The sequence below is a fragment of the Amycolatopsis sp. NPDC049691 genome, assembly GCF_040675005.1.
Lineage (GTDB): Bacteria > Actinomycetota > Actinomycetes > Mycobacteriales > Pseudonocardiaceae > Amycolatopsis.
The window spans coordinates 93,972-110,634 of the sequence record NZ_JBFANX010000001.1 but is presented as its reverse complement, the minus strand read 5'-3'; the positions used below and the strand labels follow the sequence as shown (position 1 = coordinate 110,634).

Genomic DNA, 16,663 nt, shown 5'->3' with positions numbered 1-16,663 from the left:
ACGCCGACGGCAGGCGCGCGCGAGGGCATCGGCGGTTCCGGCTCGGCCACGACAGACTCCGCGATGGGCGCGGCGGCCGGCCGCGACGGCTCAGTCCGCTGCTCCGCGGATTCAGTGCCGGCAACCGGCGGGCGCAGCGGCACCTGGGGCTCGGCAGCCGGCTCCGGGGTCATCGGCAATTCCGGCTGGCCGGCATCCGCCGGGCGCCGCCGGGGTTTGCGGGGCTCCGCGCAGCCCCGGACCGGCGGGGCCGACGATACCGACGGGCGCAGCGGGGACCGCCCGGTGTGCGGGCGCAGCGACATGGGCAGCTGCGGCTGCCCGGACTCCGTGGGGGACACGACCTTGACGGACATGACGACCCTCCTCCTGCGCGGGGTGAGCCCGATCATGTGCCCGGCGCCGAGACGCTTCCCCCGCCCCGGAGCCGGGCACCTGACCGGTGCGCGCTCACCGATGTCGAACGTCTGTTCGAACAAAATCCAGAGTAACCCTCGACCCGGTGTCCGCTCAACCCCAGGGGTGGAATCCCGCGGGACACCAGGTCGGCGGCGTGATCTCATAGGCTCATGAGTTCGCTGGACCACCCCGCCGTCGCCAAGGTGGCGGCCGCGCTGGCCGAAGCCGGGCAGCACGCCGCCGCCGAGGGCATCCGCGTGCTGCCCGCCGAAGTCCGGACCGCCGCCCAGGCAGCCGAAGCGCTCGGCGTGCCCGTGGGGGCCATCGCCAACAGCCTCATCTTCCGCCTGGGGTCCGACAAAAACGCGCTCCTCGCCCTGACCTCGGGGGCCCACCGGGCCGATCCGGCCACCCTCGAGCGCCTGGCCGGGGGCGAAATCGGCAAGGCCGACGCCGGTTTCGTGAGGGCGCACACAGGGCAGCCGATCGGCGGCGTCGCGCCCACCGGGCACCCCACGAAGCTGCCGACGCTCGTCGACACCGCGTTGCGCGCCCACGACGTCGTGTGGGCCGCCGCCGGGCACCCGAAGACCGTCTACCCGACCACCTTCGCCGAGCTGGTGGCCTTGACCGGGGGCACCCCCGGCGCGCTCGACGGCGCGGAGGAAGATGAACAGCCGTGACCGCGATGCCCGCCGGCTGCTCCCGCTACGTCCAGCTCTCGACGGACGAGTTCCGCGCACGCCTGCCCGAAGCACTGGACATCTACGTCCGGGCGATGCGGTACCCGGCGGGCACCGCCGAGCAGCGCGCGCCGATGTGGCTCACCCACGCGCTGCGTGAGGGCTGGCGCTGCATGGCCGCGCTCGACGCCGACGACGTCCTGCTCGGCCTCGCCTACGGCTACCGCGGCCGGGCCGGGCAGTGGTGGCACGAGCAGGTCCGCCACGGCCTGAGCCGCCGGTTCGGACCCGAAGCGGCCGAGCGCTGGCTGTCGGACTACTTCGAGCTGACCGAGATCCACGTCAAGCCGGAGAACCAGGGCCACCAGATCGGCGAGGACCTGCTGCGCGGCCTGCTGGACGGCGTGCCGAGCGCGAACGTCCTGCTGTCGACGCCCGAGGGCACCAGCCGGGCGTGGAAGCTCTACCGCCGGACCGGGTTCGTCGACGTCCTGCGCGACTACCACTTCGCCGGCGACCCACGGCCGTTCGCGATCCTGGGGCGCTCGCTGCCCCTCGACCCGCGCTGAGCCGAGGGGCAGCGTCCGCTACCGGGGTTCCGGCCGCCAGTACCCGATCACCAGCGCCGCGACCAGCACGGCGGCACCGCACCAGGCCGTGACGCCCAGCCGTTCACCGAACAGCACCGCGGCCAGGATCGTGGCGGTCAGCGGCTCGAGCACCGCCGACAGCGCGCCCAGGACGGGGTGCGCCGTCGCGAGGCCGCGCAGGTACGCGGCGTAGGCGAGCGCGGTCGGCACCGCGCCGAGGTAGCAGACCACCGCGAGGACGTCGGCGTGCAGCGGCAGCGCCATGCCCGTCCAGCTCGCCACGGGGGTGAGCAGGAGGCCGCCGACCAGGCAGCCGAACGCGGTCGTGGCCAGCGGGTCCATCACCGGCTTCGCCGTGAGCAGCGTGAGAGCCGCGAAGCCGGCCGCCGCGAGCAGCGCGAAGCCGAGGCCGCCGAGGAGGTGCGCGGGTTCCTCGGGTGACCAGCGGAGCAGGGCCAGGCCGGCGAGGGTGCCCGCGACCGAGACGAGCGTCCAGCGGCCGGATTTCCGCACCGCGGCGAGGGTGACGAAGACCGGGGCCGCGCCGATCGTGGTCATGGTCGCGATGCTGACGGAACTGAACGCGACGGCGGCGAAGTAGCTCGCCTGGAAGAGCGCGAACAGCCCGCCGACGGCGAGGAGCCGTTTCGCGGCTTGGGCGGTGCGCGGGAAGGTGCCGCCCTTGAGGAGGACGGCCAGGGTGGCGATCCCGCCACCGACGAGCAGCCGGTAGGCGGCGACGGCGAGCGGGTGGAGGTCGGCCAGCTGGGCGAGCAGCGAGCCGGCGAGACCGCCGGTGCCCCAGAGGACCCCGGCGAGGACGAGCGCGGCCGAAGAACGGGCGCGCGTGGGTAGGACGAGGGACATGAACGCTCCTGCGTCTGTGTCGAAAGGAAAGGAAGTTCGACGACGCGGGGCGGCGCGCAAGACGAATCAGCCGCGGGCACCGGAGGCCACGCGGCGGAGGACCACCCCGCTCAGTCGCGGGGCGGCGGGGTGACGAAGAGAATTCGGCGCACGAGGGGAAGCTACCCGGATCGCATCATCTACGGCCAACGAATTCCCGACAACTCAGCGCCGTCTCCAGCCACGGACAGTCTCCACGAAGGCCGGCCCGCTTCGACTATCCCCTTGCGGCCCGACAACCGACTTCTGATTCGCCTGACCGGCGCCGGAAAACGGCGGCCTACCTGGAATTCCTGAGGGAAGGCAGGTTTCGCGAGGAAAGGGCCGGTCACGCGACTCGTGCGCGCCGCAGCGCTGCCCTTGACCCGGCTTCGGCTCCCCGCCCGATCGGCGGGGAGCCGAGCATGGATTTTACGAAGATCGTCGCTGGAGGTGGCGCGGCCGGCCCCGCCGGCGGTAGCGGCGGGTCCGGCCACCAGCCCTCAGTCCAGCTGGGCCAGCTGCTCCCGCAGCGTGTCCAGCCCCATCCCGCCCATCCTCAACGCCTCCGTGTGGAACCGCTTGATGTCGAACCCCGCCCCCGCGCGCCCCTGGGCCTCGGCTCGCGCTGCCAGCCACAGCCGCTCGCCGATCTTGTACGCCGGGGCCTGGCCCGGCCAGCCCAGGTACCGGTCGATCTCGTCGCGCACGTGGGCCTGGTCCGTGATCGTGCGGGTCAGCATGAACTCCAGGCCCAGCTCCGGCGTCCACCGCGACCCCTCGTGGAAGCGCGTGCCCGGCGGGATCACCAGCTCCAGGTGCATCCCCAGGTCCACCACCACCCGGGCCGCGCGGAACAGCTGCTCCGACAGCATCCCCAGCAGGTCTCCGTCGTCGGCCAGGTAGCCCAGCTCCTCCATCAGGCGCTCCGCGTACAGCGCCCAGCCCTCCGCGTGGCCCGACGTGAACGCCATCAGGCGCTGGTACTTGTTCAGCCCCTCGGACTGGTCCACCGCCGTCGCGATCTGCAGGTGGTGGCCCGGGGCTCCCTCGTGGTACACCGTGCTCGTTTCGCGCCACGTCGAGAACTCGTCGCGGCCCGCCGGCAGGGACCACCACATGCGGCCCGGGCGGCTGAAGTCCTCGCTCGGGCCCGTGTAGTACGCGCCGACGCCGCCGCCCGGCGGGGCGATCTTGCACTCCAGCGCCATCACGCGGTCGGAGATGTCGAAGTGCTTGCCGCGCAACGACTCCAGCGCCTCGTCCGACAGGTGCTGCATCCACGCCTCGAACTCGGCGCGGCCGCGGACGCGGTAGCGCGGGTCGGCGTCGAGGGCCGCCGCGGCCTCCGCCAGGGACGCGCCCGGCTTGATCCGGTTCGCGACCGCGCGCATCTCGGACTCGATGCGCGCGAACTCGGCCCAGCCCCATTCGTACGCTTCGCGCAGGTCCAGCGCCGCGCCGACGAAGTAGCGCGACCACAGGCGGTAGACGTCCTCGCCGACGGCGTCCTTCACCGGGGCCTTCGGGGCCAGTTCGGCGCGCAGGAACCCGGCGAACTCCGCGAACGCCTCCTCGGCCGCCCGCGCGCGGTGCGTGAGGTCCGCCGCGAGCGCCGAACCAGGCGCGCCACTGACGAGCCGGCTGAAGTAGCCCTTCTCGTCCTTCAGCCCGGCCCACGTCTCGCACTGCTCCGCGACCTTGCCGACCTGGCGCAACGCCGCGACGTGCCCCGCGTCGGCCGCCGTGAGCAGGCCGCTGCGGACGTTCGCCAGCGCCCGCGGGACCTCGCCGAGGCGGGCCGAGACGACCGACCAGTCCTGCTCGGTCTCCAGCGGCATCAGGTCGAACGCCATCCGCAGTTCCTGCACCGGGCTCGAGATGACGTTCAGGCTCGCGACGTCCAGGCCGGCCTCGTGGATCTCCAGCTCCAGGCCGACGCGCTCGGTGAACACGGCCTTGGCGGCGCGCTCGGCGGCGTCGCGCGGCTCGGCGGCGGTGACGGCGGCGTGCGCCCGCGCGGCCAGCCCGGCGCGCTCGGCGAAGCCGTCCGCCGAGAAGTCGGTCAGCCGGTCGTCGTGACCCTTGATGCCGTAGGCGGTCGCGGCGACCGGGTCCGCGGCCGCGTAGTCGTCGACGTAGCGGTCACAGATGCCGTGCACGCCATCGGAAGCAGTAGAAGCCATGCGCCGCACGCTACCGGGCCACCATGGCCCGGTGGTACGTACTTAAGCACGGGCCGGGACGAGCCCCAGCCGCGCGATCACCTCGCGCGTCGCCTTCGACCGGTTGAACGTGTAGAAGTGCAGGTTCGGCACGCCCTCGGCGATCAGCTTCTCGCACAGCTCGGTGATGACGTCGATGCCCGCGGCGCGGAACGCCTTGGGGTCGTCGGCCAGCGGTTCGAGCCGGTCCAGCAGCTTGCGGGGCGCCGGCGCGCCGGACAGCTTGATCGTCGTCTGCAGGGTCCGCATGGTCGTCAGCGGCATGACCCCCGGCAGCACCGGGACGTCGCAGCCGGTCGCGGCGACGCGGTCGCGCAGCCGCAGGAAGTCCTCGGCGTCGTGGAACAGCTGCGCGATCGCGAAGTCCGCGCCCGCGCGCAGCTTGCGGACCAGGTACTTCGTGTCCGATTCCAGGTCGGGCGAGCGCGGGTGGCCGTAGGTGTACGCCGACACGCCGACGCAGAAATCACCCAGCGACCGGACCAGCTGCACCAGCTCCTCGGCGTACGTCAACCCCTCCGGGTGCGGGATCCACTCGCCGTAGACGTCGCCCGGCGGGTCGCCGCGCAGCGCGAGGATGTTGCGGACGCCGACGGAGGCGTACCAGCCGATGACGTTGCGCAGCTCGGCGACGGTGTGGTTGACCGCGGTCAGGTGCGCCATCGGCACCAGCGTCGTCTCGGTGGCCACGCGGGCGATGCTGCGGATCGTGCCGTCGCGGCTGGAGCCGCCGGCGCCGTAGGTGATCGACATGTAGGCCGGGTCGTACGGCTCGAGCTCCCGGATCGCCTTCCACAGGACGGTCTCGTCCGCCGCGTCCCGGGGTGGGAAGAACTCGATGGAGAACTTCGGCCCGTCTCCTCGCAACCGCTCGATCACCGACGTCATACCTCGAATGTTAAGGGTCACGGCTTTAGACTCGATACAGGAGTGAGCGATGAGGTACGACGACGCGAGCTGGGACGAAGACGTGCGCCTGGCCGTTTACCACGCCTTCGCCGACCGCGGCCGCGCGCCGACCGGGCCGGAGCTGGCCGACGCCGCGGGCGGGTCCCTCGCCGTCGCCAAGCAGGCGCTGCACCGCCTCGCCGACGCCCACCACCTGGTGCTCGACGAGTGCGAGCACGTCGTGCTGGCGCACCCGTTCGCCGCGAAGTCACTCGGGTTCTCCGTGATGGGTTCGCACACGCTGTGGTGGGGCGGCTGCGCGTGGGACTCGTTCGCCATCCCGCACCTGGTCGACGACGAGCCCGAGGTGCTCGTCGCGACCCGCTGCCCCGGCTGCGGCCAGCCGCACGCCCTGGTCGTGGACCGGGCGGCACCGCCGGAGGGCGCCCAGGTGGCGCACTTCCTCGTGCCCGCGGCGCGGATGTGGGACGACGTGCTGCACACCTGCGGCAACCAGCGGCTGTTCTGCTGCGAGTCCTGTGTGGACGCCTGGCTCGCGGCGACCGGGCAGGCCAAGGGGTACGTGATGGACCTCGTCACGCTCTGGCGGCTCGCCCGCGGCTGGTACGCGGGGCGGCTCGAGCGCGGCTACCGGCGGCGCGAGCCGGACAGCGCGGTCGCCTACTTCGCCGAGGCGGGCCTGACCGGGCCGTTCTGGGCCCCGGCCACGGCCGGAGTCTGATTCGCCACATCCGGGTGCCCCGGCGGCCCGCGACCCCGCCGGTTCCGCGAGGATGGCGGGATGAACGCGCCCGTCTCCGACGCCGACCTGCCCGCCCACGTCGAGCGCGCGCTGGCCGGGTTCCTCGATCGGGCGGGCACCGAGATCCTGAGCACCGAACCGACCGTGGCCGCGGGGATCGACGCGCTGCGCGGGTTCGTGCTGAACGGCGGCAAGCGGCTGCGCCCGACGTTCGCGTGGTGGGGCTGGCGCGGCGCGGGCGGCGACCCGGCGGGCCCGGCCGCCGAGGGCGTGCTGCAGGCGGTGGCCAGCCTCGAGCTGATCCAGGCGTGCGCGCTGATCCACGACGACCTCATCGACTCCTCCGACTCCCGCCGCGGCTTCCCGACCGTGCACATCGCGGGCGCGAAGCTGCACGCCGACCGCGGCTGGCTCGGCTCCCCCGCGACGTTCGGCCTGGCCACCGCGGTGCTCGTCGGCGACCTGGCCCTGGCCTGGGCGGACGACATGTTCGCGGACGCGCCGCTGCCCGCCGAGACGCTCGCCGCGGCCCGCCCGGCCTGGCGCGCGATGCGGACCGAGGTCCTCGCCGGCCAGTACCTCGACGTCCGCACGCAGGCCACCGGCGACGCCTCCGTCGAGGCCGCGCTGAAGATCGACCGGCTCAAGACCGCCGCCTACACCGTCCAGCGGCCGCTGCACCTGGGCGCCGCGCTCGGTGGGGCGTCCGACGAGCTGATCGCCACGCTGCTGGAGTTCGGCGGCGAGGTCGGCGTGGCGTTCCAGCTGCGCGACGACCTGCTGGGCGTGTTCGGCGACCCGTCGGTCACCGGCAAGCCCGCCGGCGACGACCTGCGCGAGGGCAAGCGCACCCTGCTCGTCGCGCTCGGCCTGCAGCTCGCCGCCGAGAAGGGCGAGACGGCCGCGGCGACGGTCATCGCCGACGCGATCGGCGACGCGGACCTCTCCGACGAAGGCGTCGAGACCGTCCGGATGGCGTTGCGGCAGGTCGGCGCGGTCGACGCGGTCGAGCGGCGGATCGACGAGCTGACTCGAGCGGCGATGGCCGCGCTCGACCGTGCGCACCTGGCCGAGCCCGCGCCCGAGGCGCTGACCGGGCTGGTCGTCAAGGCCACCCAGCGGACGTACTGACGTGCGGACGATCGACGGGCCCGCCGACCACGTCGTCGTGATCGGCGCCGGGCTGGCCGGGCTTTCGGCGACCCTGCACCTGCTCGGCGCCGGCCACCGCGTCACGCTGCTGGAACAGGCGGACACCCCGGGCGGGCGCGCCGGGCAGCGGACCTTCGACGGCAACGCCGTGGACACCGGCGCGAGCGTGCTGACCATGCCCGAGCTGCTGGAAGAGGCGTTCGCCGCGGTCGGCGAGCCCCTGGCCAAGAACCTGCGCCTGACCCGGCTGGACCCGGCCTACCGGGCGCGGTTCGCCGACGGCTCCGAACTGGCGCTGCACACCGACGGCGACGCGATGGAAGCCGAGATCCGCGAGTTCGCCGGGGCCCGCGAAGCCGTGGGCTACCGGGCGCTGCGGCGCTGGCTGAGCGAGCTGTACGCCGTGCAGAAGGACCGGTTCATCGGGACGAACTTCGACTCGCCGTTCGACCTCGCCCGCCCCGAGCTGGCGAAGCTCGCCGCGCTGGGCGGGTTCGGCCGGCTCGGCCCGCGCGTCGGCCGGTACCTGCTCGACGAGCGCGTCCGGCGGCTGTTCACCTTCCAGGCGCTCTACGCCGGTCTCGACCCGGCGAGCGCGATCGGCGCGTACGGCGTCATCGCCTACATGGACACCGTCGGCGGCGTCTACTACCCCGAAGGCGGCATGGGTGAGATCGGCCGGGCGATGACCGGCGCGGCCGCGCGGGCGGGCGCCGAGGTCCGGTTCGGCACCGAAGCTGCCTGGCTGGAACGGGTGAACTCGCGGGTGCGCGCGGTCCGGACGCGCTCGGGCGAGCGGATCGCGTGCGACGCCGTCGTGCTGGCCACCGAGCTGACCGCGGCCTACCGGCTCATCGGCGCGCGGCCGAAGCGGCCGGTGCCGCTGCGCTACTCGCCGTCGGCCGTCGTCCTGCACGGGCGGACCACCGCGAAGTGGAACCTCGGGCACCACACGATCTTCTTCGGCGGCGCCTGGGAGCGGACGTTCGCGGAGATCGTCCGCGAGGGCAAGCTGATGAGCGACCCGTCGCTGCTGGTCACGAGGCCGACGGCGACCGACCCGGGGCTGGCCGGGCGCGGCGGCGAGATCGTCTCGGTGCTCGCGCCCGCGCCGAACCTGCGCAGCGGGCCGATCGACTGGGACCGCGTGCGCGGGCCGTACCGCGAAGAGCTGTTCCGCACCTTGGAGGCCCGCGGGCTGACCGGGTTCGGCGACGAGTTCACCGTCGACGAGACGATCACCCCGGCGGACTGGGCGGCGCGCGGGCTGGCCGCCGGGACGCCGTTCTCGCTGGCGCACACGTTCGCGCAGACCGGCCCGTTCCGGCCCGCGAACCTGGTGCGCGCGGCGGGCAACGTCGTGCTGGCCGGCTGCGGCACCACGCCCGGCGTCGGCATCCCGCCCGTGCTCATCTCCGGACGACTGGCAGCGGAAAGGATCACCGGCCGGTGAACGAACTCGACGCCGCGGGCATCACCGGGCCCGCGCTGCGGGCCGCGTACACGGAGTGCCGCCGCATCAACGCCCACCACGGGCGCACGTTCTTCCTGGCCGCCCGGCTGCTGCCGGCGCGGGCCCGGCCGGCCGCGCACGCGCTCTACGGCTTCGCGCGGATGGCCGACGAGCTGGTCGACAACCCGGAGCCGGGCAGCGACCCGGCGGCGGCCCTCGACCGGGTCGGCGCCATGGTGGAGGTCGTCTACGACGGCGGCACCCCGGCCGACCCGGTGCTCGTGGCCTTGGCCGACACGGTGCGGCGCTACGGCATCGCGCGCGACCTGTTCGTCGCGTTCCTGAAGTCCATGCGGATGGACGTTTCGCCGGTCGAGTACCGCACGTTCGCCGAGCTGGGCGAGTACATGTACGGCTCGGCCGCGGTGATCGGCCTGCAGGTACTGCCGGTGCTGGGCACGGTCGTCCCCCTGGCGGACGCTGCGCCGGGCGCGATCGCGCTCGGGGAAGCGTTCCAGCTGACGAACTTCCTGCGCGACGTCGGCGAAGACCTCGACCGGGGGCGGCTGTACCTGCCTTCGGAAGAACTGGCGGCCTTCGGCGTCACCCGTGAGCTGCTGGAGGCGCGGCGCCCGGACCCGCGGATCCGGGCGGCGCTGGCGTACTTCGTCGCGCGGACGCGGGCGGTGTACCGGCGGGCCGAAGCGGGCGTCGCGCAGCTTCGCCCGGAATCGCGCGCGTGCGTGCGGACGGCGTTGACGCTGTACGAAGGGATCCTCGACGAGATCGTGGCGCTGGACTACGACATCCTCACCCGGCGCGCGGTGGTCCCGAACTCGCGCAGGCTGGTGGTGGCACTACCCCCGTTGGCCACGGTCTGGGCGCGCGAGACGTTCCGGAGCGGTCGTAGGCTGCGATCATGACCGAACGACGCATCCGGATCGGCCTGCAGCTCCAGCCGCAGCACGCCGACTACGACACCATCCGGCGCACCGCCTCGGCCGCCGAGGACCTCGGCGCCGACATCGTCTTCAACTGGGACCACTTCTATCCCTTGTACGGCGACCCCGACGGCATGCACTTCGAGTGCTGGACGATGCTCGGCGCGTGGGCGGAGTCGACGTCCCGGGTGGAGATCGGCGCGCTGGTGACCTGCAACAGCTACCGCAACCCCGAGCTGCTGGCGGACATGGCGCGCACCGTCGACCACATCTCCGGCGGGCGGCTCATCCTCGGCATCGGCTCGGGCTGGTTCGAGAAGGACTACGACGAGTACGGCTACGAGTTCGGCACCGCGGGCGGCCGCCTCGACGACCTCGCGGAGTCGCTCCCCCGCATCGAGTCGCGGCTGGGCAAGCTGAACCCGGCCCCGACGCGCAAGATCCCGGTGCTGATCGGCGGCGGCGGCGAGAAGAAGACCCTCCGTCTCGTGGCGAAGCACGGCGACATCTGGCACGGCTTCGGCGACCCGGAGGTCGTCGAGCGCAAGGTGAAGATCCTCGACCGGCACTGCGCGGACGTCGGCCGCGACCCGGCCGAGATCGAGCGGTCGTGCGGCGTCCAGGGCGAGCCGGACGAGCTGGGCCCGAAGCTCCTGGGCCTGGGCGTCACGACGTTCACGGTCGGCGTGGGCGGCCCGGACTACGACCTCGGCGCGCTGGAGAAGTGGATCGCCTGGCGGGACAAGACGAACAGCTGATCACGCTCGCGCCCGGTGTGCGGCGACTCGTTCCCGCGTCGCGCACCGGGTTGAGCAATACCTTCGCGGGCTCCCTCCCCCCGTGTGGGCGAACGGTTTCCCGCACGACGGCGACGCGCACAACCCGCCCGGCACGTCCTGGCGCTCGGCCAGCAGCGCGGCCAATCCCAGCGCCGACGACGTCACCAGCCACGCTCCCCACGGCCCGTCGTCCGCCGCGTCCACGTGCAGGTGCCAGCCGTAGCCCTCTTCGTGGTCCGTCAGGCGCGGCGGCCCCGCGTACGCAGCGAACAACGCGTTGAGCGCCGAAGCCGCCGAAGCCACGTCCGGGGCCGCGAACACCTCACGCAGTTCACGAGCAGCAGCCCGCAACGAAGAGACCTCCGCGGCCGACAGCCGGACGTCCGGTTCGCCGTGGGAACGCAGCACGTCCGAAACGGCCGTCGGCGAAGGGTCCGGAACCAGCAGGACGCCCAGCAGGTCGACCGCGCGCTGCACGGAATCCCGGTGCGGAAAGGCCATGCCCCACTGTAACGTCTCGGCCATGCTAAGGCGTTACCTGGCGGGGGCGACGCTCGCGCGGACCGGCGACGAGCTGTCCGGGCCCGCGCTGCTCCTGCTCGGGCTCACCGCGGGCCCGCACGCCGGCTCGGCGCTGCTCGCCGGGCTGACCGCGGCCGCCGCCGTGGGTGGGCCCGTCTTCGGCGCCTTCCTCGACCGCAGTCCCGCGCCCGGACGGCTGCTCGCCGTCGCCCTCGCCGGATACGCCGGTGGGCTCGCGGTCATCGCCACGAGCTTCGGGCACCTGCCACTGGTGGGCGTGGTCGCCATCGCGGTCGTGACCGGCCTGCTCAACCCGGCCATCGCGGGCGGCTGGACCGCTCAGCTGCCCGGCGTCGCCCCGGAGACACTCCCGAAAGCCGGCCGCCTCGACGCCCTGACCTTCACCGCCGCCGCGCTGGCCGGGCCCGGGCTCGCCGGGCTCCTCGGCGGCCCGGCCGGCCTCGGGCTGGCCGTCGTCCTGGTCGCGGCCGCCGCGCCGATCGCCTGGCGTCTCCCGGGGAAACGTCCGCCGAAGAAGACCCGCCTCCGCGACGGCTTCACCGTCCTCGTCCGCAACGTCCCGCTGAGGCGCGCGACGACGGCGTCGGCGATCTCCTGCGTGGGCATCGGCATGGTCACCGTCTGTTACCCCTTGCTCGGGGCGGCTCACCTACGCGGCCCAGAAGACGGCGCCCTGCTGCTGACCGTCCTCGCGGTCGCGTCGCTGCTGACCAACGTGGTTCTCACGCGCAAACCGCCGCCGCCGGAGCGGACCGTCCGGGTGAGCACGCTCGTCCTCGCCGCGAGCGCCGCGCTGGCGGCCGTCGGCCACGGCGCCACAGCGCTCATCACGGCCGCCGCGATGGCCGGGATCGCCGAAGGACCGCAGCTCACGGCCCTGTTCGCGATCCGCCACCGGGAAGCGCCGGAGCACGTGCGGGCTCAGGTGTTCACCACGGCGGCGAGCGTGAAGATCACCGGCCTGGCGGCGGGAGCGGCGCTGGCCGGCCCGCTCGCGGCGTGGTCGCTCCCGGCGTGCCTGCTCGCCGCCGCGGTCGTCCAGCTCGGTGCCACGGCCTGTTCGAGCAGGTCAGAACGCCATCGCCTGCGCGCGGCGCTTCACCTCGGTGCCGTGGCTGGTGCGCAGCGCGTTGATCGGGGTGCTGCCGGGCAGGGTCTCGTCGGCGGTGAACAGCCAGCGCAGCATCTCGGTCCGCGAGAACCCGGAGTCGGCGAGCACCGTGATCGTGCCGGCCAGGCCCTTGACGACCCCGTCCTTGACGAAGAAGTCGCTGGGCACGCACAGGTCGCCGTCGCGCTTGAGGGCGATCAGCTGCCCGTCGCGCAGCATCTGGCGGACCTTGTTGGCGGAGGTCCCGAGGACGTTCGCCACCTCCGCCAGCGGAAGAACCGCGATGGCGGTGTCGAGGACGTCGTCGGCGACAGGAATCCCACTCACACGTGACACTCTGCCACATTCCGCACTCACTCCCGCTAGTGCGCACGGGTGACCCGCGAGGTCTCCTCCACGAACCGTGTGCGGTTCCGTACGATCCATACTCGTGACTCGCACCCACCCCAGCCTGGTCGGCACGCTCCTCGAGTGCCGCTACCGGGTGGACCGGCTGCTCGCGCACGGGGGGATGTCTTCCGTCTACCGGGGGACGGACACCCGGCTGGACCGTCCGGTCGCGATCAAGATCATGGACCCGCGGTTCGCCGACGACCGGTCGTTCGTGGACCGCTTCGTCCGCGAGGCACAGTCGGCGGCGCAGCTGCACCACCCGCACGTGGTGGCGGTGCACGACCAGGGCTTCGACCTGCCGCAGGGCGCCGAGTCTGGCCTCGCGTTCCTGGTGATGGAGCTGGTGGACGGCGGCACCCTGCGCGACCTGCTGGACGACCGGGGTCCCCTGGACGTCGCGGTGGCGCTGAGCGTGGCCGAGCCGGTGCTCTCGGCGCTGGCCGCCGCGCACCGGGCGGGGCTGGTGCACCGGGACGTCAAGCCGGAGAACGTGCTGATCGGCCGGACCGGGCCGCACACCGGCGGCGCGGTGAAGGTCGCCGACTTCGGCCTGGTGCGGGCCGTGGCGAGCGCGGGCACGACCAGCTCGAGCGTCATCCTCGGCACGGTCGCCTACCTGTCGCCGGAGCAGGTCGAGACCGGCGCGGCGTCCGCGCGCGGCGACGTCTACTCGGCGGGCATCCTGCTCTACGAAATGCTCACCGGGCAGGTGCCCTACACCGGCGACACCGCGATCTCGGTGGCGTACCGGCACGTGAACGACGACGTCCCGCGGCCGAGCGAGCTGCGCCCGGACCTGCCGCCGGAGCTCGACGAGCTGATCACCCGCGCGACCCGGCGGGACCCCCAGCTGCGCCCCGCCGACGCCGGGGAGTTCCTGACCGAGCTGACGGCGGTGCGCGCACAGCTGGGCCTGCTGCCGGTGACCGTCCCGGTCCCGGTGTCGCACGGCCAGGGCGACCTCGCCGACACCGAGCGCACGCTGCCGCGGATCCCGCAGGTGGCGCCGGACAGCGAGAAGACGATGCCGGTGCACCGCCCGAACGCGACGCGGGCGCTGAGCCACCCCGGCACCCCGCCGCCGGGCATCACCCAGCAGATCCCGCCCGTGCGGCCGCCGGTCGCCCGGCGCCGGAGCGAGCCGGAGCCGGACAAGCCGGCCGACAACCGGAAGCGGATCGCCGTCATCGCCGGTGCGGTGCTGCTGTTCGGCGGCCTGATCACGGCGTTCATCTTCATGCTCACCGACACCGGCGGGGACAAGACGGCCACCGTGCCGAAGCTCGTCGGGCTCAACCAGGCCGCGGCGGGCGACGCGCTGCGCGCGGTGAAGCTGAACCCGCAGTTCAGCCAGGAGTACGACAACTCGGTGCCGTCGAACACCGTGCTGCGCGCCGAGCCCGCCGAGGGCACGCCGCTGGCCCCGAACTCGACCGTGTCGGTCGTGCTGTCGAAGGGCCGCCCGACCGTGCCGGACATCCGGCCGGGCACCGCGGTGCCCGACGCCGAGCAGGCCATCAAGGCGTCGCAGCTGACGCCGGTCCGCGGGGACGACGACTACGACGCCGAGGTCCCGCAGGGCGCGGTCATCCGGACGACGCCGTCGGCGGGCAGCCAGCTGACCATCGGCGGCCAGGTCACGATCATCGTGTCGAAGGGCCCGCTCCCGCTGCCGCCGGTCCCGGACGTCACCGGGCGGAGCAAGGACGAGGCGTTCCAGCTGCTGCAGCAGGCCGGCTTCGAGCCGTTCCAGGCGGGCGAGGAGTTCAAGCAGGAGGTCCCGGGCGGTGCCGTCACGCGGACCGACCCGCCGGCGAACTCCCAGGCCAAGGAGAAGCGGATCGGCGTGTTCGTCAACAACGCCGTCCAGGTACCGGACGTCCGGTTCCGCTCGTTCGACGACGCCCAGAAGATCCTCGAGCAGGCCGGGCTGAAGGCCGACCGCGACGGCGGCAAGGGCCGCGGTCCCGGTGGTGGCGGTGGCGGGTTCGACTTCGTCTTCCAGCAGGACCCGCAGCCGGGCACGTTCGTGCAGAAGGGCTCGAAGGTCAAGCTGAAGGGCTTCGGGGGATGATCGGGAGCCGAGGCCGCGTGACCGGCACGATCGGCCCCGGCCTCATCGGCGAAGTCCTGCTGAACGTCCGGGGCGGCACGGAGGCGTTCTACGCCTACCCGGCCGACCCGGAGGAGACGTTCAGCTCCGGCACGCAGGTGCTCGTCGTGGACTTCGAACCCCCGCGGACGGTTTATGTCGAGCGGTGGCAACCGTTGACCCGCTGACGGCGTCGAAGGGGCACCAACACACCCACAACAGAAGAGCGAGGGGGTCGGTGCCATGAGTCTCGTGGAAATCCTGCTGCTTTCCGCCGGTGGACTCGTCGTCGCGCTGGTTTTGATCTTCGGGATCCTGCGGCTGCTGTACAAGGTCGCGGAGCCGAACGAAGCGCTGATCATCTCGGGGCTCGGCGTCCGCGTCGACCGCGCCGACACCGCGGACAGCCTGGGCTTCAAGATCATCACCGGCCGCGGGGTGAACGTCCTGCCCGGCTTCCAGACCGCGCGCCGGCTGTCGCTCGACACGCGCGGGGTCAACCTGCAGGTCTCGTGCGTCACCAAGCAGGGCCTGCCGGTCACTGTCCGGGCCGTCGTCATCTACAAGGTCGGGGACGACTTCGCGTCGATCGCCAACGCCGCCCGCCGGTTCCTGGACCAGCAGAAGGGCATGAACGACACGATCCACGAGCTGTTCTCCGGGCACCTGCGCTCGATCGTGGGCGGGCTGACCATCGAGGAGATGATCCACAACCGGGACGCGCTCACCGGCGAGGTGCGCCAGTCCTCGGCCACGGAGATGATCAAGCTGGGGCTGATCGTCGACTCGCTGCAGATCCAGGAGATCGACGACGAGTCCGGCTACATCCTGAACCTCGGCAAGCCGCACGCCGCCGCGGTCGCCGCGTCGGCCCGCATCGCCGAAGCCCAGCGCGACCAGGAGGCCGCCGAGGTCGAGCAGATCTCGGCCGCGAAGAAGGCGGCGGCGGTCCGCGAGAGCCAGATCCAGCAGGCCGGCTACCAGGCCGAGGTGGACCAGGCGCGGGCGAAGGCGTCGCAGTCGGGCCCGCTGGCCGAGGCGACCGCGCGCCAGGAGGTCGTCGTCCAGGAGACGCGGGCGGCCGAGCTGGAGGCGGCGCTGGCCGAACAGCGGCTGCAGTCGCAGGTCCGCAAGCCGGCCGACGCGAAGGCGTACGACACGCGGACGACGGCCGACGCCGCCCGTGACGCGTCGATCGCGAAGGCGCAGGCCGAGGCGAAGGAAACCGAGCTGCGCGCCGCGGCGGACGCGACCCGCGTGAAGACGGCCGCCGAAGCCGAGGCGCAGGCCACGAAGGCCCGCGCGGAAGCGACGGCGGACGCGACCCGGGCGACCGGTGAAGCCGAGGCCGCCGCGGCCAAGGCCCGCGGTCTCGCCGAGGCGGAGGCCGCGAAGGCCCGCGGCCTGGCGGAAGCCGAAGCGGCCCGCGCGAAGGGGCTCGCCGAGGCGGACGCGATCAAGGCCCGGGCGGCGGCGCTGGCGGACAACCAGGAAGCGGTCGTCGCCCAGCAGCTGGCCGAGCGCTGGCCGGAGATCGTCGAGGCGGGCGCGAGCGCGTTCGGCAACGTCGACCACATGGTCGTGCTCAACGGCGCCGACGGCATGTCCGACATGTTCGCCAAGGCGCTGTCGCTCGGCGGGACCGGCCTCGGCCTGGCCCGGCAGCTGATGGACGCCATGGGCAAGCCGGCCGAGAAGGAGCTCGACGAGGCCGCGCGGAAGAACGGCGAGCTCAAGCTGAGCGACTGAGGGGTTACGGAACGTAC

General features: G+C 73.2%; 15 protein-coding genes and 1 pseudogene. 11 read left to right on the top strand and 5 right to left on the bottom strand.

Annotation, left to right across the window (positions count from 1 at the left end; all coding sequences use genetic code 11):
• Nucleotides 1–569: 569 nt before the first annotated feature.
• Together AB0J40_RS00590 and AB0J40_RS00585 are read left to right on the top strand one after the other, a co-directional pair.
• Nucleotides 570–1,082, top strand: coding sequence for a YbaK/EbsC family protein (locus tag AB0J40_RS00590; RefSeq protein WP_364445676.1), 513 nt, complete (start codon nucleotides 570–572; stop codon nucleotides 1,080–1,082).
• The gene (locus tag AB0J40_RS00585; protein WP_364445675.1) at nucleotides 1,079–1,651 is read left to right on the top strand and encodes a GNAT family N-acetyltransferase; all 573 of its coding nucleotides are present in this window, start codon (nucleotides 1,079–1,081) and stop codon (nucleotides 1,649–1,651) included. Before AB0J40_RS00590 ends, AB0J40_RS00585 begins: the two co-directional genes overlap by 4 nt.
• 18 nt (nucleotides 1,652–1,669) lie before the next feature.
• On the opposite strand, the gene AB0J40_RS00580 is transcribed toward AB0J40_RS00585, so the two are convergent.
• The 3 genes from AB0J40_RS00580 to metF form a co-directional block, all read right to left on the bottom strand.
• Nucleotides 1,670–2,539: an EamA family transporter gene (locus tag AB0J40_RS00580; RefSeq protein ID WP_364445673.1), complete on the bottom strand. Its 870-nt coding sequence runs from the start codon at nucleotides 2,537–2,539 to the stop codon at nucleotides 1,670–1,672.
• 521 nt (nucleotides 2,540–3,060) lie between these two features.
• Nucleotides 3,061–4,743 carry a DUF885 domain-containing protein gene (locus AB0J40_RS00575; protein WP_364445672.1) on the bottom strand — a complete coding sequence of 561 codons (1,683 nt, stop codon included), beginning with the start codon at nucleotides 4,741–4,743 and terminating at the stop codon, nucleotides 3,061–3,063.
• A 42-nt stretch (nucleotides 4,744–4,785) separates the two neighbouring features.
• Entirely contained in the window at nucleotides 4,786–5,670 is an 885-nt protein-coding gene (gene metF / locus AB0J40_RS00570) for a methylenetetrahydrofolate reductase [NAD(P)H] (protein WP_364445670.1), read from the bottom strand.
• A gap of 49 nt (nucleotides 5,671–5,719) precedes the next feature.
• Between metF and merB the strand changes: the two genes are divergently transcribed.
• The 5 genes from merB to AB0J40_RS00545 are packed head-to-tail and all read left to right on the top strand — an operon-like array spanning nucleotide 5,720 to nucleotide 10,737.
• On the top strand, nucleotides 5,720–6,412 hold the full coding sequence (gene merB / locus AB0J40_RS00565) for an organomercurial lyase (protein WP_364445668.1): 693 nt from the start codon (nucleotides 5,720–5,722) through the stop codon (nucleotides 6,410–6,412).
• 60 nt (nucleotides 6,413–6,472) lie between these two features.
• Nucleotides 6,473–7,564 carry a polyprenyl synthetase family protein gene (locus tag AB0J40_RS00560; RefSeq protein WP_364445666.1) on the top strand — a complete coding sequence of 364 codons (1,092 nt, stop codon included), beginning with the start codon at nucleotides 6,473–6,475 and terminating at the stop codon, nucleotides 7,562–7,564.
• A 1-nt stretch (nucleotide 7,565) separates the two neighbouring features.
• Nucleotides 7,566–9,038, top strand: coding sequence for a phytoene desaturase family protein (crtI, locus tag AB0J40_RS00555; protein ID WP_364445664.1), 1,473 nt, complete (start codon nucleotides 7,566–7,568; stop codon nucleotides 9,036–9,038).
• Entirely contained in the window at nucleotides 9,035–9,961 is a 927-nt protein-coding gene (locus AB0J40_RS00550; RefSeq protein WP_364445662.1) for a phytoene/squalene synthase family protein, read from the top strand. Before crtI ends, AB0J40_RS00550 begins: the two co-directional genes overlap by 4 nt.
• Nucleotides 9,958–10,737 carry an LLM class F420-dependent oxidoreductase gene (locus tag AB0J40_RS00545; protein ID WP_364445660.1) on the top strand — a complete coding sequence of 260 codons (780 nt, stop codon included), beginning with the start codon at nucleotides 9,958–9,960 and terminating at the stop codon, nucleotides 10,735–10,737. The genes AB0J40_RS00550 and AB0J40_RS00545 overlap by 4 nt, the downstream gene beginning before the upstream one ends.
• Here the strand turns inward: AB0J40_RS00545 and AB0J40_RS00540 are convergent, their stop codons facing one another.
• Nucleotides 10,738–11,259, bottom strand: a complete 522-nt coding sequence (locus AB0J40_RS00540) for a CGNR zinc finger domain-containing protein (protein ID WP_364447222.1) — start codon at nucleotides 11,257–11,259, stop codon at nucleotides 10,738–10,740.
• Here AB0J40_RS00540 and AB0J40_RS00535 point away from each other — a divergent pair.
• Nucleotides 11,258–12,190, top strand: a pseudogene (locus AB0J40_RS00535) (MFS transporter); the annotation flags it as partial. The gene AB0J40_RS00540 and the pseudogene AB0J40_RS00535 sit on opposite strands and share 2 nt — an antisense overlap.
• A 180-nt stretch (nucleotides 12,191–12,370) precedes the next feature.
• Here the strand turns inward: AB0J40_RS00535 and AB0J40_RS00530 are convergent.
• On the bottom strand, nucleotides 12,371–12,739 hold the full coding sequence (locus AB0J40_RS00530; protein WP_364447219.1) for an Rv2175c family DNA-binding protein: 369 nt from the start codon (nucleotides 12,737–12,739) through the stop codon (nucleotides 12,371–12,373).
• Between the two features lie 103 nt (nucleotides 12,740–12,842).
• On the opposite strand from AB0J40_RS00530, the gene pknB reads away from it, so the two are divergent.
• Genes pknB through AB0J40_RS00515 form a run of 3 tightly spaced genes read left to right on the top strand, consistent with a single transcriptional unit; the run spans nucleotide 12,843 to nucleotide 16,646 of the window.
• Nucleotides 12,843–14,879, top strand: a complete 2,037-nt coding sequence (gene pknB / locus AB0J40_RS00525; RefSeq protein ID WP_364445659.1) for a Stk1 family PASTA domain-containing Ser/Thr kinase — start codon at nucleotides 12,843–12,845, stop codon at nucleotides 14,877–14,879.
• On the top strand, nucleotides 14,876–15,085 hold the full coding sequence (locus tag AB0J40_RS00520) for a hypothetical protein (RefSeq protein ID WP_310976463.1): 210 nt from the start codon (nucleotides 14,876–14,878) through the stop codon (nucleotides 15,083–15,085). The genes pknB and AB0J40_RS00520 overlap by 4 nt, the downstream gene beginning before the upstream one ends.
• A 55-nt stretch (nucleotides 15,086–15,140) precedes the next feature.
• On the top strand, nucleotides 15,141–16,646 hold the full coding sequence (locus tag AB0J40_RS00515) for an SPFH domain-containing protein (protein WP_364445657.1): 1,506 nt from the start codon (nucleotides 15,141–15,143) through the stop codon (nucleotides 16,644–16,646).
• The last annotated feature ends 17 nt before the right edge of the window (nucleotides 16,647–16,663 follow it).